General features: G+C 60.1%; 28 protein-coding genes and 1 tRNA gene. 26 read left to right on the top strand and 3 right to left on the bottom strand.

Annotation, left to right across the window (positions count from 1 at the left end):
• Positions 1-144: 144 nt before the first annotated feature.
• The 19 genes from CLU86_RS15395 to CLU86_RS15305 all read left to right on the top strand — a co-directional run bounded on the left by CLU86_RS15395 (position 145) and on the right by CLU86_RS15305 (position 10,830).
• Positions 145-1,737, top strand: coding sequence for a glycerol-3-phosphate dehydrogenase/oxidase (locus CLU86_RS15395; protein ID WP_099742217.1), 1,593 nt, complete (start codon positions 145-147; stop codon positions 1,735-1,737).
• 194 nt (positions 1,738-1,931) lie between these two features.
• Positions 1,932-2,300: a 50S ribosomal protein L14 gene (rplN, locus tag CLU86_RS15390; RefSeq protein WP_007861702.1), complete on the top strand. Its 369-nt coding sequence runs from the start codon at positions 1,932-1,934 to the stop codon at positions 2,298-2,300.
• Between the two features lie 9 nt (positions 2,301-2,309).
• Positions 2,310-2,630 carry a 50S ribosomal protein L24 gene (gene rplX / locus CLU86_RS15385; RefSeq protein ID WP_099656886.1) on the top strand — a complete coding sequence of 107 codons (321 nt, stop codon included), beginning with the start codon at positions 2,310-2,312 and terminating at the stop codon, positions 2,628-2,630.
• A gap of 9 nt (positions 2,631-2,639) precedes the next feature.
• Positions 2,640-3,179 carry a 50S ribosomal protein L5 gene (gene rplE, locus CLU86_RS15380; protein ID WP_099656885.1) on the top strand — a complete coding sequence of 180 codons (540 nt, stop codon included), beginning with the start codon at positions 2,640-2,642 and terminating at the stop codon, positions 3,177-3,179.
• A gap of 8 nt (positions 3,180-3,187) precedes the next feature.
• Positions 3,188-3,493 (top strand): 30S ribosomal protein S14, encoded by a 306-nt coding sequence (gene rpsN / locus CLU86_RS15375; protein ID WP_099656884.1) that lies wholly within the window; start codon positions 3,188-3,190, stop codon positions 3,491-3,493.
• Positions 3,494-3,513: 20 nt separating this feature from the next.
• Positions 3,514-3,909, top strand: a complete 396-nt coding sequence (gene rpsH, locus CLU86_RS15370) for a 30S ribosomal protein S8 (RefSeq protein ID WP_005793636.1) — start codon at positions 3,514-3,516, stop codon at positions 3,907-3,909.
• A 24-nt stretch (positions 3,910-3,933) separates the two neighbouring features.
• On the top strand, positions 3,934-4,467 hold the full coding sequence (rplF, locus tag CLU86_RS15365) for a 50S ribosomal protein L6 (protein ID WP_099656883.1): 534 nt from the start codon (positions 3,934-3,936) through the stop codon (positions 4,465-4,467).
• An 11-nt stretch (positions 4,468-4,478) separates the two neighbouring features.
• The gene (gene rplR, locus CLU86_RS15360; RefSeq protein ID WP_099656882.1) at positions 4,479-4,844 is read left to right on the top strand and encodes a 50S ribosomal protein L18; all 366 of its coding nucleotides are present in this window, start codon (positions 4,479-4,481) and stop codon (positions 4,842-4,844) included.
• A 17-nt stretch (positions 4,845-4,861) separates the two neighbouring features.
• Entirely contained in the window at positions 4,862-5,380 is a 519-nt protein-coding gene (rpsE, locus tag CLU86_RS15355) for a 30S ribosomal protein S5 (protein WP_069103887.1), read from the top strand.
• A 14-nt stretch (positions 5,381-5,394) separates the two neighbouring features.
• Entirely contained in the window at positions 5,395-5,577 is a 183-nt protein-coding gene (gene rpmD, locus CLU86_RS15350; RefSeq protein WP_044399276.1) for a 50S ribosomal protein L30, read from the top strand.
• A gap of 10 nt (positions 5,578-5,587) precedes the next feature.
• Entirely contained in the window at positions 5,588-6,019 is a 432-nt protein-coding gene (gene rplO, locus CLU86_RS15345) for a 50S ribosomal protein L15 (RefSeq protein WP_099656881.1), read from the top strand.
• A gap of 24 nt (positions 6,020-6,043) precedes the next feature.
• Positions 6,044-7,363, top strand: coding sequence for a preprotein translocase subunit SecY (secY, locus tag CLU86_RS15340; RefSeq protein ID WP_099656880.1), 1,320 nt, complete (start codon positions 6,044-6,046; stop codon positions 7,361-7,363).
• Positions 7,364-7,500: 137 nt separating this feature from the next.
• Complete coding sequence (gene rpmJ, locus CLU86_RS15335; protein WP_005793651.1) at positions 7,501-7,614, top strand: 50S ribosomal protein L36; 114 nt, start codon at positions 7,501-7,503, stop codon at positions 7,612-7,614.
• 23 nt (positions 7,615-7,637) lie between these two features.
• On the top strand, positions 7,638-8,003 hold the full coding sequence (gene rpsM / locus CLU86_RS15330) for a 30S ribosomal protein S13 (protein ID WP_099656879.1): 366 nt from the start codon (positions 7,638-7,640) through the stop codon (positions 8,001-8,003).
• An 18-nt stretch (positions 8,004-8,021) separates the two neighbouring features.
• On the top strand, positions 8,022-8,426 hold the full coding sequence (gene rpsK, locus CLU86_RS15325; RefSeq protein WP_005793662.1) for a 30S ribosomal protein S11: 405 nt from the start codon (positions 8,022-8,024) through the stop codon (positions 8,424-8,426).
• 91 nt (positions 8,427-8,517) lie between these two features.
• Complete coding sequence (gene rpsD, locus CLU86_RS15320) at positions 8,518-9,141, top strand: 30S ribosomal protein S4 (RefSeq protein WP_099656878.1); 624 nt, start codon at positions 8,518-8,520, stop codon at positions 9,139-9,141.
• Positions 9,142-9,254: 113 nt separating this feature from the next.
• Entirely contained in the window at positions 9,255-10,247 is a 993-nt protein-coding gene (gene rpoA / locus CLU86_RS15315; protein WP_099656877.1) for a DNA-directed RNA polymerase subunit alpha, read from the top strand.
• A gap of 92 nt (positions 10,248-10,339) precedes the next feature.
• Positions 10,340-10,732, top strand: a complete 393-nt coding sequence (gene rplQ / locus CLU86_RS15310; protein WP_099656876.1) for a 50S ribosomal protein L17 — start codon at positions 10,340-10,342, stop codon at positions 10,730-10,732.
• A 21-nt stretch (positions 10,733-10,753) separates the two neighbouring features.
• A tRNA-Met gene (locus CLU86_RS15305) sits at positions 10,754-10,830 on the top strand.
• Positions 10,831-11,090: 260 nt separating this feature from the next.
• Here CLU86_RS15305 and nhaR read toward each other — a convergent pair.
• Positions 11,091-11,987, bottom strand: a complete 897-nt coding sequence (gene nhaR / locus CLU86_RS15300; protein WP_099656875.1) for a transcriptional activator NhaR — start codon at positions 11,985-11,987, stop codon at positions 11,091-11,093.
• Positions 11,988-12,135: 148 nt separating this feature from the next.
• On the opposite strand from nhaR, the gene CLU86_RS15295 reads away from it, so the two are divergent.
• On the top strand, positions 12,136-12,690 hold the full coding sequence (locus CLU86_RS15295; protein WP_099656874.1) for an Rrf2 family transcriptional regulator: 555 nt from the start codon (positions 12,136-12,138) through the stop codon (positions 12,688-12,690).
• A gap of 120 nt (positions 12,691-12,810) precedes the next feature.
• On the opposite strand, the gene CLU86_RS15290 is transcribed toward CLU86_RS15295, so the two are convergent.
• A complete protein-coding gene (locus CLU86_RS15290) occupies positions 12,811-13,185 on the bottom strand; it encodes a hypothetical protein (RefSeq protein ID WP_099742216.1) in 375 nt (124 codons plus the stop codon).
• Positions 13,186-13,261: 76 nt separating this feature from the next.
• Positions 13,262-13,636, bottom strand: coding sequence for a TraR/DksA family transcriptional regulator (locus tag CLU86_RS15285; protein WP_099742215.1), 375 nt, complete (start codon positions 13,634-13,636; stop codon positions 13,262-13,264).
• Positions 13,637-13,931: 295 nt separating this feature from the next.
• Here CLU86_RS15285 and CLU86_RS15280 point away from each other — a divergent pair, with 295 nt between their 5' ends.
• From CLU86_RS15280 to CLU86_RS15255, 6 genes are all read left to right on the top strand, one after another.
• A complete protein-coding gene (locus tag CLU86_RS15280; RefSeq protein ID WP_099742214.1) occupies positions 13,932-14,297 on the top strand; it encodes a DUF2946 family protein in 366 nt (121 codons plus the stop codon).
• Between the two features lie 78 nt (positions 14,298-14,375).
• Positions 14,376-16,700, top strand: coding sequence for a TonB-dependent receptor (locus CLU86_RS15275; protein WP_099742213.1), 2,325 nt, complete (start codon positions 14,376-14,378; stop codon positions 16,698-16,700).
• A gap of 151 nt (positions 16,701-16,851) precedes the next feature.
• Positions 16,852-17,397 (top strand): YcnI family protein, encoded by a 546-nt coding sequence (locus CLU86_RS15270; protein ID WP_233195041.1) that lies wholly within the window; start codon positions 16,852-16,854, stop codon positions 17,395-17,397.
• A gap of 64 nt (positions 17,398-17,461) precedes the next feature.
• Positions 17,462-17,971, top strand: a complete 510-nt coding sequence (locus CLU86_RS15265; RefSeq protein WP_099742211.1) for a copper chaperone PCu(A)C — start codon at positions 17,462-17,464, stop codon at positions 17,969-17,971.
• A 103-nt stretch (positions 17,972-18,074) separates the two neighbouring features.
• Complete coding sequence (locus CLU86_RS15260; RefSeq protein WP_099742210.1) at positions 18,075-18,974, top strand: PhaM family polyhydroxyalkanoate granule multifunctional regulatory protein; 900 nt, start codon at positions 18,075-18,077, stop codon at positions 18,972-18,974.
• A gap of 72 nt (positions 18,975-19,046) precedes the next feature.
• On the top strand, positions 19,047-20,372 hold the full coding sequence (locus CLU86_RS15255; protein WP_099742209.1) for an FIST N-terminal domain-containing protein: 1,326 nt from the start codon (positions 19,047-19,049) through the stop codon (positions 20,370-20,372).
• Positions 20,373-20,408: the final 36 nt, after the last annotated feature.

Raw genomic sequence — 20,408 nt, 5'->3', positions numbered from 1 at the left:
GGTGTTTGTGTCTTTTTTGTTGCCTCTTTGACCTTGCGCCCGCCTGGTGCTGGCGCAAGGTTTGTTACCCAAGCCCTCCACTGGTGTTACAAAATCAAGGGTTAACCCTTAAAAACTGTGGCCTCCCATGGACAATCAGCACCCATGACCAATGTTTTAGCCCCCCTTCCCACCCCGCGTGCCGAACTTCTGGACCGCTTGGCCCAGCCGCACTTGTATGACCTGGCCGTGATTGGTGGGGGCGCCACGGGCCTGGGGGTGGCCTTGGATGCGGCGGCGCGTGGTTTCAGTGTGGTGCTGGTGGATTCGCACGATTTCGCCAAGGGCACCTCATCCCGGGCCACCAAGCTGGTGCACGGTGGCGTGCGCTACCTGGCGCAGGGCAATATCTCCCTGGTGCGCGAGGCCCTGCACGAGCGCACCACGCTGCTGAGCAACGCCCCCCACCTGGCGCAGCCCCTTCCGTTTGTGATGCCGTCTTACCGCTTTTGGGAGACGCCCTTCTACGGCATCGGCCTCATGATGTACGACGCCCTGGCGGGCAAGGCCGGGCTGGGTGCCACGCAGTTCCTGGGGCGCGAACGCACCTTGCAGTGCCTGCCCACGGCCCGTAAAGACGGGCTCAAAGGCGGCGTGAAGTATTGGGATGGCCAGTTTGATGACGCCCGGCTGGCCCTGGCGCTGGCGCGCACCGCTGCCAGCCGCGGAGCGCTGCTGGTGAACTACTGCCCCGCCAAGAAGTTGGTCCATGAAGGTGGGCGGGTGGCTGGGTTCGAGTGTGAAGACGTGGAATCTGGCCGTGCTTTCACGGTCAAGGCGCGTTGCGTGGTGAATGCCACGGGTGTGTGGGTGGATGGCCTGCGCCAAATGGACGGGGAGGCCATTGGCAAGCCCGTCAAGCCCATCGTGGCGCCCAGCCAGGGCGTTCACATCGTGGTGGACAAAGAATTTTTGCCGTCAGACCATGCACTGATGGTGCCCAAGACGGCGGACGGGCGGGTGCTTTTTGCGGTTCCGTGGCTGGGCAAGCTCATTTTGGGCACCACAGACAGCCCCCGCCAGGATGTGGTGCGCGAGCCTTTGCCGTTCAAGGAAGAAGTCGCCTTCATCCTGAACGAGTCTGCCCGCTACCTGACCCGCGCGCCCAAGCCCGAGGACATTCGCAGCATCTGGGTCGGGTTGCGCCCCTTGGTCAAGCCGCAGGACGATGACGGCGGTAACACCAAGAGCATTAGTCGGGAGCACACCGTGCTGGCCAGCCGCAGCGGCCTGGTCACCGTGACGGGCGGCAAGTGGACGACCTATCGCGCCATGGCCGAAGACGTGCTGCAAAAGTGCTTTGATACTGGGGCTTTGCCGCCCAAGGCTGCGGGTGTGACCAACCAGCTGCCGCTGGTGGGTACCCCGACCGAGGCGGTGCGCCACCGCATCAGCGACGCGCCAGGCATGCATTCTTATGGGGCAGATGCCGCGCAAGTGGCGGGTTTGCCAGGGGCATCCAATGCCTTGGGCGGTGGATTGACCGAGGCGATGGTGCGGTTTGCTGCACGCTTTGAATACGCCCGAACCGTCGAGGACGTGCTGGCGCGCCGCTCGCGCATGCTGTTCCTGGACGCCCGCCTTGCCCAGGAGGTTGCCCCTGCCGTTGCAGAGATCCTGCGAGAAGAGTTGGGTGGCGACCCGCAGTTGCCTGCTTTTTTGGCATTGGCACCACAATATTTGCGCCCAGAAATGTGATAGGCGCTTGACTTGGCGCTTTGGGTTTGCAATAATCAAAGGCTTCGCGTTTAAAGCGTGAAGTTTCTGCCCAGCGGGAAGTGCTGCAAATGGTTTGCGGTGCGGACGACGGGCCCAAGACTGACTGGCTGATTTGCAGCCCTTGAGAAGTTCTCTGGGGCTGTTGTCTTCTGGTGCAAGTTGGGAATATTGAAATGATCCAGACAGAATCTCGGTTAGAGGTTGCCGACAACACCGGCGCTAAGTCCGTCCTTTGCATTAAGGTGCTGGGTGGCTCTAAGCGTCGCTATGCAAGCGTTGGCGACATCATCAAGGTGAGCATCAAAGAAGCCGCTCCACGTGGCCGCGTCAAAAAAGGCGAGGTTTACAGCGCAGTGGTGGTTCGCACGGCGAAGGGTATTCGTCGCGGCGACGGTTCGCTCGTCAAATTCGATGGCAACGCTGCGGTGTTGCTGAATGCAAAGTTGGAGCCTATCGGCACCCGCATCTTTGGACCCGTGACGCGCGAGCTGCGTACCGAAAAGTTCATGAAGATCGTGTCCCTGGCTCCTGAAGTTCTCTAAGGACGCGCCATGAACAAGATTCGCAAAGGCGACGAAGTCATCGTGCTGACAGGGCGCGACAAGGGCAAGCGCGGCACAGTGTCGCTGCGCAAGGATGACTCTTATGTGGTCATCGACGGCATCAACCTGGTCAAGAAGCACGCCAAGCCAAACCCCATGAAGGGCACAACTGGCGGCATCGTTGAAAAGGCTATGCCAATCCATCAGTCCAACGTGGCCATCTTCAATGCGGCTACCGGCAAGGCTGATCGCGTGGGTATCAAGGTGCAGGCTGATGGTTCGCGCATTCGCGTGTTCAAGTCCAGCGGCGCTGAAATCAAGGCGGCCTAAGGGGTAAACATGGCACGACTGCAAGAAATTTACCGCGACAAAGTCGCCCCCGAGCTGACCAAACAGTTCGGTTACACCTCGCCCATGCAGGTTCCACGTCTGACCAAAATCACCCTGAACATGGGTGTGAGCGAAGCCGTGTCGGACAAGAAGGTGATGGACAACGCCGTGGCTGATCTGACCAAGATTGCTGGTCAAAAGCCTGTGGTGACCAAGGCCAAGAAGGCTATCGCTGGTTTCAAGATCCGCGAAGGTCAAGCTATTGGCTGCATGGTCACGCTGCGTGGCGTGCAAATGTATGAGTTCCTGGACCGTTTCGTGACCGTGGCACTGCCCCGCGTTCGTGACTTCCGTGGTATCTCTGGCCGTGCCTTTGATGGTCGTGGCAACTACAACATCGGTGTCAAGGAACAGATCATTTTCCCTGAAATCGAGTACGACAAGGTTGACGCTCTGCGTGGCCTGAACATCAGCATCACCACAACGGCCAAGACCGACGAAGAAGCCAAGGCGCTTCTGGCTGGTTTCCGTTTCCCGTTCAAGAACTGAGGCGAAGCATGGCTAAAGTAGCTTTGATCCAGCGCGAACTGAAGCGCGAAAAACTGGCTGCCAAGTACGCAACCAAGTATGCGGAACTGAAGGCAATTGCTGGCGATGCCAAGCGTAGTGACGAAGAGCGTGAAGCTGCTCGTCTGGGCTTGCAAAAGCTCCCACGCAACGCCAACCCAACGCGTCAGCGCAACCGTTGTGAAATCACCGGCCGCCCTCGCGGTACCTTCCGTCAATTCGGTCTGGCCCGCGCCAAGATCCGTGAACTGGCTTTTGCAGGCGACATCCCCGGTGTCACCAAAGCCAGCTGGTAAGCAGGCAGGAGAGATTAAACATGAGCATGAGTGATCCCATCGCTGACTTGCTGACCCGCATCCGTAATGCACAGATGGTCTCCAAGGCCACGGTTCTGGTGCCTTCTTCCAAAGTGAAGATCGCCATCGCCCAAGTGCTGAAGGACGAAGGTTATATCGACGGCTTCCAAGTGAAAACTGAAGCTGGCAAGTCCGAACTCGAAATCGCCCTGAAGTACTACGCAGGCCGTCCAGTGATTGAGCGCATTGAGCGCGTCAGCCGCCCTGGTCTGCGTGTCTACAAAGGCCGTGATTCCATTCCACAAGTTATGAACGGTCTGGGTGTGGCAATCGTCACGACTCCTAAGGGCGTGATGACTGATCGCAAAGCGCGTGCTACCGGTGTCGGTGGCGAAGTGCTGTGCTACGTGGCCTAACCGCGGCATTGAGGAGTAACTGAAATGTCCCGAGTAGGAAAAATGCCCGTGACCATCCCCGCTGGTGTGGATGTGTCGATCAAAGATGACCAGATCTCCGTCAAGGGTTCTGGTGGCGCACTGACACTGGCACAAAACGTGTTGGTCAAAGTGTCCAGCAATGATGGCAAGTTGAGCTTCGAGCCTGTGAATGACTCGCGTGAAGCCAACGCCATGAGCGGTACGCTGCGTCAGCTGGTCAACAACATGGTTGTTGGCGTGAGCAAAGGCTTTGAAAAGAAGCTGAGCTTGGTTGGTGTGGGTTACAAAGCTGCTGCATCCGGTTCCAAGTTGAACCTGGCTGTGGGTTATTCCCATCCCGTCAATTTCGAAATGCCCGCTGGCATCACTGTCGCAACACCTACCCCTACCGAAGTGGTAGTGAAGGGTGCCGACCGTCAGCGCGTAGGTCAAATTGCCGCTGAGATTCGTGCTGTTCGTCCTCCCGAGCCTTACAAGGGCAAGGGCATCCGCTACGCGGATGAGAAGATCACGATCAAAGAGACCAAGAAGAAATAAGGAGCTGCAACATGTTGACAAAGAAAGAGCAGCGTCTTCGTCGTGCCCGTCAAACACGCATCCGCATTGCCCAGCAAGGCGTGGCCCGTTTGACTGTGAATCGTACGAACCTCCATATCTACGCCAGTGTGATTTCCGGCGACGGCAGCCAAGTGCTGGCCAGCGCTTCCACGGCAGAAGCCGATGTGCGCAAGTCCTTGGGCGGTTCGGGCAAGGGTGGCAATGCCGCTGCAGCCCAACTGATCGGCAAGCGCATCGCTGAAAAAGCGAAGGCAGCAGGCGTTGAGAAGGTTGCATTTGATCGTGCAGGTTTCGCTTATCACGGTCGCGTCAAGGCTTTGGCCGATGCAGCCCGCGAAGCTGGTCTGCAGTTCTAAGCGGAGCGGAATAAAAAATGGCTAAATTTCAACCCAAAGTGCAGAGCGAAGGTCAAGACGACGGTCTGCGCGAAAAAATGATCGCGGTGAACCGCGTGACCAAAGTCGTGAAGGGCGGCCGTATTCTCGGCTTCGCTGCACTGACTGTGGTCGGCGACGGTGATGGCCGCGTTGGCATGGGCAAGGGCAAGTCCAAGGAAGTGCCTGCTGCCGTGCAAAAGGCGATGGAAGAGGCCCGTCGCAACATGGTCAAGGTTTCGCTGAAGAACGGCACCATTTTCCACAACGTGACTGGCCACCATGGCGCCGCTGTTGTGATGATGGCTCCCGCTCCTAAGGGTACCGGCATCATTGCTGGCGGTCCTATGCGCGCAGTCTTCGAAGTGTTGGGTGTGACGGATATCGTGGCAAAGAGCCATGGTTCTTCCAATCCTTACAACATGGTTCGTGCAACGTTTGACGCGCTCGTCAATTCGACGACCCCGTCGAATGTGGCAGCCAAGCGCGGCAAGACAGTCGAAGATATCTTCGCCTGAACCGGAGCCTGAATATGACAACGCAACAAACCGTCAAGATTCAACTGGTGCGCAGCCCGATTGGCACCAAAGAGTCGCACCGCGCCACCGTCCGTGGTCTGGGTCTGCGCAAGCTGAACAGCATCAGCGAATTGCAAGACACGCCCGAAGTGCGCGGCATGATTAACAAGATCAGCTATCTGGTCAAAATCGTCTGAGAGATCGATCATGGAACTCAATAGCATCAAGCCCGCAGACGGCGCCAAGCATGCCAAGCGCCGTGTAGGCCGTGGCATCGGCTCCGGCCTGGGCAAGACCGCTGGCCGTGGTCACAAAGGTCAGAAGTCCCGTTCGGGTGGCTACCACAAAGTGGGTTTTGAAGGCGGTCAAATGCCTTTGCAACGCCGTCTGCCCAAGCGCGGTTTCAAGTCCCATTTGCTGAAGTTCAACGCAGAAGTCACGCTGTCTGCTCTGGACCAGTTGGGTCTGCCTGAAGTCGACGTTTTGGCTCTGAAGCAAGCCGGTCTGATCGGTGAACTGGCCAAGGTGGTCAAGGTCATCAAGAGCGGTTCTTTGACCAAGGCTGTCAAGCTGACGGGTGTGGGCGCAACGGCTGGTGCCAAGGCAGCGATTGAAGCTGCTGGTGGCTCTGTAGCCTGATAGCGTTCCTCAAGGAAGGCATCTGTGGCAACTAGCGCAGCTCAAATTGCAAAGACCGGCAAGTTCGGCGATCTCCGTCGCCGTCTGGTTTTTCTGTTGCTTGCGCTGGTCGTGTATCGCATCGGGGCCCATATCCCTGTGCCAGGCATCGATCCAGCCCAACTTCAGCAATTGTTCAGCGGACAACAGGGCGGCATCCTGAACCTGTTCAACATGTTCTCGGGTGGTGCTCTGTCTCGTTTCACGGTCTTCGCTCTGGGGATCATGCCGTACATTTCGGCATCGATCATCCTGCAGCTGATGACCTACGTCATTCCTACCTTTGAGCAATTGAAGAAGGAAGGCGAAGCGGGTCGCCGGAAAATTACCCAATACACCCGTGCGGGTACCTTGGGGCTGGCTCTGTTTCAGTCGTTCGGTATTGCTGTAGCGTTGGAAAGCTCTGCTGGTCTGGTTCTCAGCCCTGGTTTTGGTTTCCGCATGACAGCGGTGGTCAGTTTGACTGCAGGCACCATGTTTTTGATGTGGTTGGGTGAACAAATTACCGAGCGTGGCTTGGGGAACGGTATCTCGATACTGATCTTCGCTGGCATCGCTGCGGGGCTTCCCAGCTCTATCGGTGGTTTGCTGGAACTGGTTGGTACTGGTGCAATGTCCGCCCCTGCTGCGATTTTTATCGTGTTGGTGGTTGGTCTGGTAACATACTTTGTTGTGTTCGTTGAACGAGGGCAGCGCAAGATCCTCGTGAACTATGCCCGCCGTCAGGTTGGAAACAAGGTTTACGGTGGTCAGGCTTCGCATTTGCCCCTGAAGTTGAACATGGCTGGTGTGATTCCGCCGATCTTTGCATCGTCGATCATTCTGTTGCCTGCGACAGTGGTGAACTGGTTCAGTGCTGGTGATTCAATGCGCTGGTTGAAGGATATCTCTGGTGCTCTGACCCCTGGTCAGCCCATCTATGTGATGTTCTACGCCGCTGCCATTGTTTTCTTCTGCTTCTTTTACACAGCGCTGGTTTTCAACAGCCGTGAAACTGCAGACAACCTGAAAAAGAGCGGTGCCTTTATTCCTGGCATTCGCCCTGGTGAGCAGACTGCCCGCTACATTGACAAGATTCTCGTTCGCTTGACTCTTGCCGGTGCCGTCTACATCACCTTTGTGTGTTTGCTGCCGGAGTTTTTGATTCTCAAGTACAACGTGCCGTTTTATTTCGGCGGTACTTCTCTGTTGATCATTGTGGTGGTGACCATGGACTTCATGGCCCAGGTTCAAAACTACATGATGTCGCAGCAGTACGAGTCTCTGCTCAAGAAGGCAAACTTCAAGGGTGGCAGTGGTGGTTAAGGTGCCGCAATGACCACTATCAAGTGGTCATTGATTGGCACGAATAAGTTAAGTGAGCGCCCCACGAATTTTCGCGGGCACGCATTGTGTTCCGTGCAGAATAGCCGGGACGGATGGAAAAGTTTTAGGAGAATGCAATGAGAGTTTCGGCTTCGGTCAAAAAAATCTGCCGCAACTGCAAGATCATCCGCCGCAAAGGTGTGGTGCGCGTGATCTGCACGGATCTGCGTCACAAGCAGCGCCAGGGTTGATTGGAAAGTATTAGAGGACGCATATGGCACGTATCGCTGGCATCAATATTCCGCCCCACAAGCATGCGGAAATCGGTCTGACCTCCATTTTTGGTATTGGTCGCACCCGCGCTCGCAAGATTTGCGAAGCAACTGGCATCGCTTACTCCAAGAAGATCAAAGATCTGACGGACGGCGACCTGGAAAAAATTCGCGAGCAAATCGAGCAGTTCACCATTGAAGGTGATCTGCGCCGCGAAACCACCATGAACATCAAGCGCTTGATGGACATTGGCTGCTACCGTGGTTTCCGCCATCGTCGTGGTTTGCCGATGCGTGGTCAGCGTACGCGTACCAACGCCCGTACTCGCAAGGGTCCGCGCAAGGGTGCAGCTGCACTGAAGAAATAAAGAGATTGAAAGATCATTATGGCTAAGTCTCCTGCCAATAACGCAGCTCAACGCGTTCGCAAGAAGGTTCGCAAGAACGTTTCGGATGGCATCGCTCACGTGCATGCATCCTTCAACAACACGATCATCACCATCACCGATCGCCAAGGCAATGCATTGTCTTGGGCTTCGTCTGGTGGTCAAGGTTTCAAGGGCTCCCGCAAGTCCACTCCGTTTGCTGCTCAGGTAGCTTCCGAAGTGGCAGGTCGTGCAGCCATTGACCAAGGCATCAAGAACCTGGATGTTGAAATCAAGGGTCCTGGTCCTGGTCGTGAATCTTCTGTGCGCGCTCTGGGCGCCCTGGGTATTCGCATCACATCGATTTCCGATGTGACGCCTGTGCCGCACAATGGCTGCCGCCCTCAAAAGCGCCGCCGTATCTAATTTTCCCAAGCCCACCGCCACCTGTAGACGCGAAAGCGCTCCAGGTGGCTCCCGCAATGGTTTGCGGTAGATGACATAAAAGGAAGCTCAAGTGGCACGTTACCTCGGCCCCAAGGCCAAACTCTCCCGCCGTGAAGGCACGGACCTGTTCCTGAAGAGCGCTCGTCGTTCGATCGCTGACAAGTCCAAGTTCGACTCCAAGCCTGGTCAGCACGGCCGCACTTCCGGTGCCCGTACTTCCGACTACGGTCTGCAACTGCGCGAAAAGCAAAAAGTCAAGCGCATGTACGGCATTCTGGAAAAGCAATTCCGCCGCTACTTTGAAGCTGCTGACGGCAAGAAGGGCAACACTGGCGCGAACCTGCTGTTCCTGTTGGAGTCCCGTCTGGACAACGTCGTGTATCGCATGGGCTTCGGCTCCACGCGTGCAGAAGCCCGTCAGCTGGTGTCGCACAAGGCGATCACGGTGAACGGCCAATCGGTCAACATCCCTTCGTACCTTGTGAAGGTGGGTGATGTGGTTGCTGTGCGTGAAAAATCCAAGAAGCAATCCCGTATCACTGAAGCTCTGCAACTGGCCGCCCAAGTAGGCATGCCAGCGTGGGTCGATGTGAATGCCGACAAGGCAGAAGGCGTCTTCAAGAAGGTGCCTGATCGTGATGAGTTCGGTGCAGACATCAACGAATCGCTGATCGTTGAGTTGTACTCGCGCTAATCACTCGAACTAATTTTTCGAGTAAACCGTTCCTAAACCGCGAGGCATCGCGGTTTAGGCGCTTCACCAGCCTTACCGGTGTAACGAGCTGGGGGTATTGAGAGGAAGTCTGAATGCAAACCAATTTGCTGAAACCCAAGGCGATCAATGTTGAGCAGCTTGGCCACAATCGTGCCAAGGTGGCTTTGGAGCCGTTCGAGCGTGGCTATGGCCATACGCTGGGCAATGCCATTCGACGCGTTCTGCTTTCGTCTATGGTGGGTTACGCAGCGACTGAAGTGACCATTGCTGGCGTGCTTCACGAGTACTCGTCGATTGACGGTGTGCAAGAAGATGTGGTGAACATTCTCTTGAACCTGAAGGGCGTGGTCTTCAAGCTCCACAACCGCGATGAAGTCACACTGAGCCTGCGCAAGGATGGTGAAGGCGTGGTGACTGCCCGTGACATTCAGACGCCCCATGACGTGGAAATCGTCAACCCTGATCATGTGATTGCACATCTGTCGCAAGGCGGCAAGCTGGACATGCAGATCAAGGTGGAAAAGGGCCGTGGTTATGTGCCCGGCAGCATGCGTCGTTATGCCGACGAAGCAACCAAATCCATCGGTCGCATTGTTCTGGATGCGTCTTTCTCTCCAGTCAAGCGCGTCAGCTACACCGTGGAAAGCGCCCGTGTAGAGCAGCGCACCGATCTGGACAAGCTGGTGGTTGAAATTGAAACCAACGGCGCCATCACTGCGGAAGATGCGGTGCGTGCGTCTGCCAAAATTTTGGTGGAACAACTGGCAGTGTTTGCACAGTTGGAAGGCGGCGAGTTGACCGCTTTTGAAACACCTTCGGGCCCACGCGGTGGTGCTACGTTCGATCCTATCCTGCTGCGCCCTGTGGACGAGCTGGAATTGACCGTGCGTTCCGCCAACTGCCTGAAGGCTGAGAACATCTATTACATCGGTGACCTGATTCAGCGCACCGAGAACGAGTTGCTCAAGACGCCTAACCTGGGTCGCAAATCGCTCAATGAGATCAAGGAAGTTCTGGCTTCCCGTGGCCTCACTTTGGGCATGAAGCTTGAAAACTGGCCGCCAGCTGGCTTGGACAAGCGTTAAGTTATAATTTCGGTTTCCCCTTTTCGGGAACAGTGCATTGGGCAGTACCTGATACGGCTGCCTGATTTAATCAAAGTAAAAAGGAAAGCACCATGCGCCACGGACACGGCCTTCGCAAACTCAATCGCACCAGCTCGCACCGCCTTGCGATGCTGCAAAACATGATGAACTCGATCATCGAGCACGAGGCCATCAAGACCACGGTGCCTAAGGCCAAGGAACTGCGCCGCGTGATTGAGCCCATGATCACCCTGGCCAAGGTTGACACCGTTGCTAATCGCCGCCTGGCCTTCAACCGCCTGCGCGACCGTGACAGTGTTACCAAGCTGTTCAACGACCTGGGCCCCCGCTTCAACGCGCGTCCAGGTGGCTACACACGCATTCTGAAGATGGGCTTCCGCGTGGGTGACAATGCGCCTATGGCCCTGGTTGAATTGGTGGACCGCGCTGCAGAAACTGAAAATTCTTCGGCAGCAGCCGAATAATAGGGTATAATTTAAATCTACCGCGCGATGGAGCAGTCTGGTAGCTCGTTGGGCTCATAACCCAAAGGTCGGAGGTTCAAATCCTTCTCGCGCAACCAAACATGGCGTAAGCCGTATCAAAAAGCCCTCTTTTAGAGGGCTTTTTTTTGCCCGTTTGTAAAGGCGTCGGTCGTGGTCCATCTTTCGATGGGTTGCAATAGCAGTTTAGAGAGTCAGTGTGCCGCAGCCCAAGATGGCGCGCTGCTGAGCGGTCGCCCGAGCCGTCCTTTGCGGGGCTTTGAATGGGGCGCCAGGACTCGCGTCAGTGCGGCACTCTCGGAGTGGCGTCTTCGCTGAAAAATGGAGTGTTTGCCTGCGTTCAGTGGCCAAACAGGTCTGACCTGGCGGACTCCGTGATGGCCACGACGCAGGGGTGGCTGATGCGGCGCTCCACAGAAATCGCAAAAAACTCCTCCACCAATTCGCTGGAGCGGCCAATGGCTTCCACGCCAAATTGAGTCTGGGTCTCTTGTTCCAGCACCGTCGGTGACGTGAAGATGCCCCGTCCTTCCCGCCCAAAAGCATTCATGAGCGCGCTATCGTCAAACTCGCCCACGATGCGTGGCTGCAGGTGGTGCTTGTTCAGCCAGTGATCCAATTGCTGCCGCACTGAAGATTGCGGCCCCTGGATGAGCATGGGGGCGCCATGCAGACACTGTGGAAATGGCCCCTGCAGCTCGTTTTTGAGTGCTGGTGCGCAGAAGAAACTCATGCTGGACGACCCCAGTGCATGGTTGAAGGCCTTGACCCCAATTTTCTTGGAGGCTGGTTCATCGGCCAGCAGCAGGTCCAGCCGATGGATGCTGAGCTGGGCGAGCAGCTCGGGGAATTTGCCTTCGTGGCAGGTCATGTGCACCTGCTCCTTCATGCCCAGCGCGGGCTCCAGCAGGTGGTAAGCGACGGATTTTGCGACCGAATCTGCCACGCCCACCTTGAACTCCAGAGGTTTAGAGTGCCCCCGGGGCAGGCGAATGGACTTTTCCAACTCATCGCTCAGCGCAAAAATCTGTTCCGCATAGCCCAAGGCAATGCGCCCCTCGTTGGTCAGCTCCAAGCCCCGGCCGCGTTTGCGAAACAGCTCATGCCCCAGCCATTCTTCCAGTTGATTGATCTGCCCGGACAGCGTTTGGGGGGTGGTGTGCAATTGTTCCCCCGCGCGCATAACGCCACCGGCCTTGGCGGCTGTCCAGAAGTATCGGAGGTGTTTGAAGTTCATGGTGTCGCTTTATTGATCGCAAAAATCGAAGTGTTTTTATCAATAAAACGAATATACGCGAAGTGTTGAACGCACTACAGTGGGTTTCTGGCAAGGCGATGAGAGCCTTGCCAGTCGTTTCACAGATGGGTGTTCACAAGGAGTTGCCATGCGTATTACGACCCGAGGAAAAGTCGCTGTATCGGCCATGACGGATCTGGCTTTGCATCAGAGGATGAAGCCGGTGTCGCTGACGACGATCAGCCAGCGTCAAGGCACGTCGCTGTCGTACCTGGAGCAATTGTTCAGCGCGTTGCGCCGTGCCGGCCTGGTGGAAAGCACCCGTGGCCCAGGCGGCGGCTACGCCCTGGCGCGCCGTGCCGAGCAGATTGCCGTGGCCGAGATCATTCTGGCGGTGGAGAACATGGACGTGGACGACTACCAGCCCCTGACCGCCCCCCAGGTGGCGCAGCTCAAGGCCATGACTGGCGAGCTGTGGGTGTCTTTCAATGCCCGCGTGCTGGAATATCTGCAATCGGTCTCGCTCAAGGACCTGATGGAGCAAGCGCAAGCGCAGGGCGTGGTGACTGCCCCTGAGCCTGAGGCAAAGACCTTGCGGAAAACCTCTGGGATTGCTCCGGTGGCCCGCCCTTTGATGGCGCGGTTGCAAATTCCCAATTCGGTGTTTGCCTTGGGGTCCTTGCCGCTGGCCCCTCGCCGCTGAGCGCAGAGCCCTGAGTGGAGGCGCGCGAAGGTCGCGCTGCCGTTGCGGTGGCTCAGAAAAGAAGGCCTGGGATTGCCCCAGGCCTTGCGCAGCCGTGGTCGCCCTTGGCTTGGGGTCGAATCAGGCCATAGACGGGTCTGCCGCCATGTTGTCAAACTTCTTGAAATACTGGCGCGCCATGGCGACCAGTTGGGCGTCGCTGGGGTGGTCTGCAGCCACCGAATCGACCACGGAGGCCGCTACGGCGGCGCTGTGTTTGCTGCACCAGTCGCGGAACTGGTTGCGCGCCAAGCCGGGGCCGCAAAGCAGAACTTCGTGCGAGCCGTGCAGGGCCTGCGCCACATCGGTAAAGAAGGCGCTGGCGTCGTCGCCCTTGCCCTGGTGCTTGTGGTGGCTGCGGGATTTGATGCGTTGCGCTTGCACATGTTCGCGGTCAAACATGACGACATGGGCTTCGGAATGGTCCATCCAGACAACAGCGTGAAAAGTGCTCATGGGTCTACTTTCTTGAAGTGAAGAAAAAAGGGAAACGGGTGATCGAATAACGCCTGTGCGGTGGGTGTGCTGCGGCCTAGTGGCCCGGCCTGTGGTGGGCCTCAATGGCCTCCTGACAGTGCACGCAGCGCGCAACCTCTGGGGTGGCGTTGAGGCGGGCGGCGGCAATGTCCTGGCCGCAGTCGGCACACTCGCCATAGGTGCCTGCGTCGATGCGGGCAAGGGCGGCGGCGATGGCATTGAGGTGCTCTGCCTCTCGGTCTTCCAGGGCAAATTCCAGCGTGCGCTCCGAAGCGACCTGGGCTCGGGAGTCTTCTGCCTGCGTGAAATGCTCAGCAGCGGCCTCTACCCGGCCCGTGGCCTCGCCGCGTTGCTGGGCCAACTGGGCTTGAATGCCCGCTTGCTGTTCCAGCAGTTGTTTGCGGTACGAAGTGGCTTGTGTCTTGTCCATGCGGTCAACTCCTGCAAGTGATGGGGAACGGCTCACAAAACTCTTTCGGCGTTGCTGCTGCGTCCTGCCGCACATACCGTACTGCGTGTGACACGGCGCCTCGCCAGAACCGCTTTGTCGAGTTTTCTTTGCTGCTCTGAACGCTTTCATGGTGCGCCGGTCTGATGCGCGATGCGTTGACAGAGGTCAAGCTCTGAACAGGCCCGCACCTGGCTGTGCGATGGCTGGTGTGCCAGCCACGTGGTGAAGCCATCGCATGACGCCGATCAAGGGTTTTGCGGGATGCGCTTCTACAATGCGCGTTATGCAAACCATTCGCAGCCTCCGCTGGCTCGCCCGCCTTGTGCTGGCGTGGTTTGTTTTGTCGATCGGCGTTGCGGTGGCGTCGCCACTGGTCAACCCTCAGGCGATGGAGTTGATCTGCTCGGGCTCGGGCGCGATCAAGCTCTTGGTCAAGACCGACGATGGCGCCAAGGAAATGCCCAGCCACACGCTGGACTGCCCCCTGTGCGCGCATGTCGGCGCACCGCCGCCCACCGCGCAGGCCCAGCTGCCTGTGGTCCATCCCCTGGCGCAGGCGTTGCGCCCGATTCCTGCCGCGCACATTGCTGCGCGCACCGCCGCGCCGCTGCCGCCGCGCGGGCCCCCTGCGTTCTCCTGATTTGCTATTTATTTGATAGCTGTTTGCGCTTGATTGATAAGCGCTAGCGGCCTATTTGGCTTGTTATCAGGAGTTCCCATGCGCAAAAGCCGCATGGCGCTGGCCGTGACCAGTGCCTTTCCCATCGTCCTTGCCTTGCCGGTCATCGTGGCCGTGCCCGTATTCGCCCAGACCGCTGACACCACCACCAGCCATGCCCCCGTCAAGGAACTGGGTGTGGTCACCATCACCGGCGGGCAGCCCACCTCGCTGCCCACGCAGATCCCCACCACCATCGAGGGCGTCACGCGCGAGCAGATCGAGCATGCGATCAACGCCACCGACAGCGAAGACGCCCTCAAGTACCTGCCCAGTCTGCTGGTGCGCAAGCGCTACATCGGCGACTACAACCACGCCGTGCTGTCCACCCGCGCCTCGGGCACGGGCAACCCGGCGCGGTCCATGGTGTTTGCCGATGGCATTTTGCTGAGCAACTACCTGGGCAACGGCCCCACTAACGCGCCACGCTGGATGCTGGTCACGCCGGAAGAAATTGAGCGCGTGGACGTGCTCTACGGCCCGTTTTCGGCCGCCTACGCAGGCAACTCGGTGGGTGCGGTGGTGGACTACGCCACGCGCATGCCGACAAAGTTCGAGGCGCACGGGCAGGTCAGCTATCAGCACCAGCCCTTTGACCTGTACAACACCAACGGCACCTACGGCGGCAAGCAGGTGAGCGCCTCGGTGGGCAACAAAAATGACGACTGGTCGTGGTTCCTGAACTTCAACAAGACCGACAGCGAAGGCCAGCCGCTCACCTTCCCCACGCGCCTCGTGTCTGCGGGGACCGTGGGCAATGCGGGCACGCCGGTGACGGGGGCAGTGCTGGGCAACAACCGCAGCAACCAGCCCTGGTACCTGCTGGGCACGGCCACGCAGTACCACACGCAGCAAGACCACATCAAGGCCAAGATCGCCTACGATTTTTCGCCCACCGTGCGCGCCGCCTACACCTTTGGCTGGTGGCACAACGAATCCGAAGGCCGCCCCACCAGCTACCTGCGCGATGCCAATGGCAATGCGGTCTACAGCGGCACGGTCAACATCAATGGCCGCTCGTTTGCGCTCACCCCCACCGACTTCAACGTCTCCAACGAAGACCTCACGCATTTCATGCACGGTCTGTCGGTCAAGAGCCGCACACAGGGCGTGTTCGACTGGGAAGTGGCCGCCAGCCTGTACGACTACCAGACCGACACCCTGCGCGCTGCTACCGTGGCGCTGCCTGCCGCGCTGAACGGCGGGGCAGGGCGCATCGTCAACAGCAAGGGCACGGGCTGGAACACGCTGGCCGCCAAGGGCACCTGGCGGCCCGATGGGCTGCAGGGCACGCACATCGTGGACTTTGGCTTGCAGCGCGACAGCTACCAACTGCGCACTATCGAAAACGCTACGACGAACTGGATCAGCGGTGATGCCGGCGCCCGCAACCAGGCCTTCAACGGCGACACGCAGCTCATTGGCCTGTGGGCGCAAGACACCTGGAAGATCGCGCCACGGTGGAAGGCCGTGCTGGGCGCCCGCGCCGAGCGCTGGAGCGCCAGCAATGGCCAGACCGGCAACGCCACCACCACGCTGAGCCACCCCGAGCGCAACGAAACCTATGTGTCGCCCAAGGCTGCCGTGGCCTACCAGGCCAGCGACCTGTGGGTGCTCAAGGCCTCCACTGGCCGCGCCGTGCGCATGCCCACCGTGGCCGAGCTGTACCAGGGCGGCATCAGCGGCAGTGGCACGCTCATCAACAACGACCCCAATCTGAAACCCGAGAAGAGCTGGACCACCGAGCTGACCGCCGAGCGGGACATGGGCAATGGCCTGCTGCGCCTGACCGCGTTTTTTGAGCGCACCAAGGACGCGCTGTACTCGCAAACCAATGTGCTCGTCACGCCCAACGTGACCAACGTGCAGAACGTGGATGCCATCCGTACCAAGGGCATTGAGCTGTCGTACCAGGTCGCCAACGTCTTTGTGCGCGGGCTGGAGCTGGGCAGCAGCCTGACCTGGACGGATTCCAAGATCACCAAGAACGACAAGTTCCCGGCCAGCGTCGGCCAATGGCAGCCCCGCATCCCCGAGTGGCGCGCCACTGCGGTGGCCACCTACCGGCCCGACGCCACCTGGTCGTACACCTTGGGCGCGCGCTACAGCGGCAAGCAGTACAGCACGCTCGACAACAGCGACCCCAACGGCTTTGCCTACCAGGGCGCGAGCCGCTACTTCACCACCGATGTGCGCGTGCGCTACCAGATCACCAAGCAGGTTAGCGCCGCCGTGGGCATTGACAACCTCAACAACTACCAGTTCTGGAACTTCCACCCCTACCCGCAGCGCAGCTACATGGCGGAGCTGAAAGTGGACTTGTAAGCCCCCTGAGCGGCTGCGCCGCATCCCCCCAGGGGGACGCCTCCAGCGGCCCGGCAAAGCCGGTTCCGCGGTGGCTCTGGCCTTGGCGAGCGTCAGTTTTTAAGGCAATGAACCGTTGAAACGAAAAGGTCGAAATATGAAAGCGAATGCTATGAAAAAGATAGCTGCTTGCGCTTGCTTGATAAGCGCTACAGCCCTGTTTGGCACTGCATCGGCCCATGTGGTGCTCGAATACCAGGTCGCCCCGGCGGGCGCCAGCTACAAGGCCACCTTCAAGGTCGGCCACGGCTGCGGCGCATCGCCTACGCGGCAGGTGGTGGTGGACATTCCTGAGGGCTTCAAGGGCGCACGCCCGCAGCCCAAGCCGGGCTGGACACTGGAGGTGCAGCGCAGCAAGCTGGCCACGCCCTACACCAGCCATGGCCGCAGCGTGACGGAGGACACCACACGCATCACCTGGACAGCCAAGACCGCCGAAGACGCGCTGCCCAGTGCCCACTATGATGAATTTGTGCTGGTGGGCCAGACACCTGACAACGCCGGTTCCATCTACTGGCCCGTGCGCCAAGTGTGTGCCGAAGGCCGCAATGACTGGACTGAAGTCCCCAAAGCGGGCCAGAAGCTGCACGACCTCAAGGCCCCAGCCGCGCTGCTGGAAGTGTTGCCCCAGGCGGGCGGCGCGGGCCACCAGCATTGATGGCAGCACCACCCTCTTGGTTTTCTATCGTCTCTGTGTCTTTCGTTTTTTTAGGAGTGATTCCATGTCTTTGATCCGTACCACTGTGGCCCTGGCCTGCCTGTTGAGCGCCGTTGCCTTGACCGGCACTGCTTTTGCCCAAACCGCCAGCGTCAAGGTCGAAGGGGCCTGGGCCCGTGCCACCGTGCAGGGCCAAAAAGGCACCGGCGCCTTCATGAAGCTCACGGCCCCCGAAGGCGCCAAGCTGGTGGGCGCCTCGTCCCCCGCCGCAGGTGTGGCCGAGGTGCACGAGATGAAGATGGACGGCGACGTGATGAAGATGCGTGCCCTGCCGGTGCTGGATTTGCCCGCAGGCAAAACCGTCGAACTCAAGCCCGGCGGCTACCACATCATGCTGCTGGACCTGAAGGCCCCGCTGGCCAAAGACACCACCGTGCCCGTCACGCTCACCTTCAAGGACGCCAAGGGCGCCGAAAGCAAGCAGGAGCTGAACCTGCCCGTGGCCACCACGGCCCCCGGCGCTGCGGCGGCGCCCGCAGCGGCAGACCACCAGCACGGAGCCCACAAGCACTGAGCGCCCTTGCACCCGGCCCTGCAATCTGGGGTCGGCACGCATCGCCATGTGCCGCCTGGTGGAGTAAGCTGCCGAGCATCCTCCACCAGAAAGCGCAGCGGCCATGAGCGATACCTCCCACTTTGGTTTTGGCAAATTTGTCCCCGGCTTTGACTTCCTGCAAAGCCTCGCTAAAGGCGCGTCCAGCGGCATTCCACAAATGCCCCAGCTCTCCAACTGGGTGGCTCCCACCCTCAGCGTGGAAGAGCTGGAAAAGCGCATTGACGAACTCAAAGCCGTGCAGTTCTGGCTGGAGCAAAACAGCCGCGCACTCACCGCCACCATCCAGGCACTGGAAGTGCAAAAGATGACGCTGGCCACCTTGCAGGGCATGAACATGAGCATGGGCGACGTGGCCAATGCGTTCAAGTTCCAGGGGGCTGATTCGGTGATGCAGGGCATGCAAAAAGCGGCCGAGACCTTCAGCGGCGCAGCCCGTGCGGCCGCCAGCCCGGCCCCGCAGCCTGCCGCGCCAGAGCCTGCCCCGGCACCCCCTGCGCCACCGCCCGCAGTCCCCAGCCCCGCGGCAGAGGCCGCCGCAGAGCCCGACGCCCCCAAGCCCGGCGTAGTGGACCCCTTGCACTGGTGGAGCGCGCTGACCACCCAGTTCCAGGAGATCGCTTCCCACGCCCTCAAGGACGCGGCCCAGCACAGCAGCACCCTCGACAGCACCCAGCACTTTGCCAAAGACGCGCTGAAAAAAGCCACCGACATGGCCAGCCACCTGGCCGCGCAGGGTGTGCACAGCCTGCAAGAAGCGGCCCGTGCGGCGCAGGCACCGGCCAAGGCGGCATCTGCCAAGAAAGCCCCGGCCAAGAAAGCACCCGCCAGGAACGCCGCCGCCCCCAAGGCCGCCGCCAAGCCCACCCGCCGCGCCCCTGCGGCCAGCCCCAAAGTGGCGGCGAAGAAGCCTGCCGCCAAAAAGCCAGCCGCCGCCAAAAAGGCTGCTCGCGGCCGGGGCTGAACTCCCGAGCAGCGCGTGGTCAAGCCCAGCGCCTGGGCGCAGACGCCGCTGGCGCGCTAAAGTCGTCGCACTATGACCCTCTTTCCTACAGGCCACGCCACCCATCCCCAGTGGCGCATGGCGGCAGCGCTGGTGCTGGCGCAGCTGCGTGCACAAATGGCGCTGCCCATGTATGCCGCCGCGCCCACCCTGGGGCTGCTGTACATCACCGACCATTACGCCAACGACTCGCGTGAACTGCTCGACTACCTGGCCAGCGAGCTGCCCGAGGTGACCGACTGGAGCGGCACCGTGGGCGTGGGCGTGTCAGCCAACAACGCCGAGTATTTTGACGAGCCCGCGCTGTCGGTCATGCTGCTCGATGTGCCTGCGGACCAATACCGCGTGTTCTCTGGCGTGGCGCCGCTGCCGCGCCACCCGGCCAGCGGCTTTGTGGCCCAGACGGCGCTGGTACACGCCGATGGGCACACGCCCGAGCTGGCCGAGCTGCTGCACGAAATGGCGGGCCGTACCGAGACGGGTTACCTCTTTGGCGGCTTGAGTGCCAGCCGTGCGGCCAGCGTGCAGTTTGCTGTGGCGGGCAACGGCAACATGGCCGGGCAGGGCGCTGCCAGCGGGGTGTTTGATGGCGGCCTGTCGGGCGTGGCCTTTGGCCCCCGCGTGCCCTTGCTCTCGCGCGTGACCCAAGGCTGCCAACCCGTGGGGGCCTTGCGCACCATCACCGCGGCTAACGACAACGTGGTGCTGGAGCTGGACCACGAACCCGCGCTGGACGTGCTGCTGGACACCCTGCAAGTGACGCTGGACGGTGGCGACCCCCAGCCCGCGCTGCGGCGGGTGCGCGCTACGCTGGCCGGGCTGGTCGATGCGGGCACCCAGCCCATGGGGCGCCAGCGCACCGGCCACTTTGGCACCGACACGCGGGTGCGCCACATCGTGGGGCTGGATGGCTCGCGCCGTGGCGTGGCCCTGGCCGAGCCGGTGCAGCCCGGCATGCACCTGGCGTTTTGCCAGCGCAATGTGGCGGCGGCGCGGGCCGATTTGATGCGCATCTGCGCCGAAATCCGCGAAGAACTATCGCCCGAGGAACTCGAGCACGCGCCGCTGGCAGAGGGTGGGGCCCGCACCGCTGATGCCGCTGGCACGGTGGCCCCAGCGCCCGGCACCAATGGCCTGGCAGACACGCCGCCGCTGGCGGGGCGCACCATCCGGGGCGCCATTTACGTGAGTTGCTCCGGCCGGGGCGGCCCACACTTTGGCGGCCCCAGTGCCGAGCTGCACATCGTGCGCCACGCACTGGGCGATGTGCCCTTGGTCGGGTTTTTTGCAGGTGGCGAAATCGCGCACCACCACCTGTACGGCTACACCGGCGTGCTCACGGTCTTTACTGACGCTTGAGGTGCGCCATCGGCCCGGTGGCGCTGCGCTGGCGGG

This window comes from Acidovorax sp. 62 (assembly GCF_002754495.1).
In the GTDB taxonomy this organism is placed as follows: Bacteria; Pseudomonadota; Gammaproteobacteria; order Burkholderiales; family Burkholderiaceae_C; genus Acidovorax.
This window is presented reverse-complemented; position numbering and strand designations above follow the sequence as displayed.

Excerpts from the sequence above, each read along its gene's own strand:
- CLU86_RS15395 (WP_099742217.1), top strand. The coding sequence starts at position 145 with ATGACCAATGTTTTAGCCCCCCTTCCCACCCCGCGTGCCGAACTTCTG.
- rplN (WP_007861702.1), top strand. The coding sequence starts at position 1,932 with ATGATCCAGACAGAATCTCGGTTAGAGGTTGCCGACAACACCGGCGCT.
- rplX (WP_099656886.1), top strand. The coding sequence starts at position 2,310 with ATGAACAAGATTCGCAAAGGCGACGAAGTCATCGTGCTGACAGGGCGC.
- rplE (WP_099656885.1), top strand. The coding sequence starts at position 2,640 with ATGGCACGACTGCAAGAAATTTACCGCGACAAAGTCGCCCCCGAGCTG.
- rpsN (WP_099656884.1), top strand. The coding sequence starts at position 3,188 with ATGGCTAAAGTAGCTTTGATCCAGCGCGAACTGAAGCGCGAAAAACTG.
- rpsH (WP_005793636.1), top strand. The coding sequence starts at position 3,514 with ATGAGCATGAGTGATCCCATCGCTGACTTGCTGACCCGCATCCGTAAT.
- rplF (WP_099656883.1), top strand. The coding sequence starts at position 3,934 with ATGTCCCGAGTAGGAAAAATGCCCGTGACCATCCCCGCTGGTGTGGAT.
- rplR (WP_099656882.1), top strand. The coding sequence starts at position 4,479 with ATGTTGACAAAGAAAGAGCAGCGTCTTCGTCGTGCCCGTCAAACACGC.
- rpsE (WP_069103887.1), top strand. The coding sequence starts at position 4,862 with ATGGCTAAATTTCAACCCAAAGTGCAGAGCGAAGGTCAAGACGACGGT.
- rpmD (WP_044399276.1), top strand. The coding sequence starts at position 5,395 with ATGACAACGCAACAAACCGTCAAGATTCAACTGGTGCGCAGCCCGATT.
- rplO (WP_099656881.1), top strand. The coding sequence starts at position 5,588 with ATGGAACTCAATAGCATCAAGCCCGCAGACGGCGCCAAGCATGCCAAG.
- rpmJ (WP_005793651.1), top strand. The coding sequence starts at position 7,501 with ATGAGAGTTTCGGCTTCGGTCAAAAAAATCTGCCGCAACTGCAAGATC.
- rpsM (WP_099656879.1), top strand. The coding sequence starts at position 7,638 with ATGGCACGTATCGCTGGCATCAATATTCCGCCCCACAAGCATGCGGAA.
- rpsK (WP_005793662.1), top strand. The coding sequence starts at position 8,022 with ATGGCTAAGTCTCCTGCCAATAACGCAGCTCAACGCGTTCGCAAGAAG.
- rpoA (WP_099656877.1), top strand. The coding sequence starts at position 9,255 with ATGCAAACCAATTTGCTGAAACCCAAGGCGATCAATGTTGAGCAGCTT.
- rplQ (WP_099656876.1), top strand. The coding sequence starts at position 10,340 with ATGCGCCACGGACACGGCCTTCGCAAACTCAATCGCACCAGCTCGCAC.
- nhaR (WP_099656875.1), bottom strand. The coding sequence starts at position 11,987 with ATGAACTTCAAACACCTCCGATACTTCTGGACAGCCGCCAAGGCCGGT.
- CLU86_RS15295 (WP_099656874.1), top strand. The coding sequence starts at position 12,136 with ATGCGTATTACGACCCGAGGAAAAGTCGCTGTATCGGCCATGACGGAT.
- CLU86_RS15290 (WP_099742216.1), bottom strand. The coding sequence starts at position 13,185 with ATGAGCACTTTTCACGCTGTTGTCTGGATGGACCATTCCGAAGCCCAT.
- CLU86_RS15285 (WP_099742215.1), bottom strand. The coding sequence starts at position 13,636 with ATGGACAAGACACAAGCCACTTCGTACCGCAAACAACTGCTGGAACAG.
- CLU86_RS15280 (WP_099742214.1), top strand. The coding sequence starts at position 13,932 with ATGCGCGTTATGCAAACCATTCGCAGCCTCCGCTGGCTCGCCCGCCTT.
- CLU86_RS15275 (WP_099742213.1), top strand. The coding sequence starts at position 14,376 with ATGCGCAAAAGCCGCATGGCGCTGGCCGTGACCAGTGCCTTTCCCATC.
- CLU86_RS15270 (WP_233195041.1), top strand. The coding sequence starts at position 16,852 with ATGAAAAAGATAGCTGCTTGCGCTTGCTTGATAAGCGCTACAGCCCTG.
- CLU86_RS15265 (WP_099742211.1), top strand. The coding sequence starts at position 17,462 with ATGTCTTTGATCCGTACCACTGTGGCCCTGGCCTGCCTGTTGAGCGCC.
- CLU86_RS15260 (WP_099742210.1), top strand. The coding sequence starts at position 18,075 with ATGAGCGATACCTCCCACTTTGGTTTTGGCAAATTTGTCCCCGGCTTT.
- CLU86_RS15255 (WP_099742209.1), top strand. The coding sequence starts at position 19,047 with ATGACCCTCTTTCCTACAGGCCACGCCACCCATCCCCAGTGGCGCATG.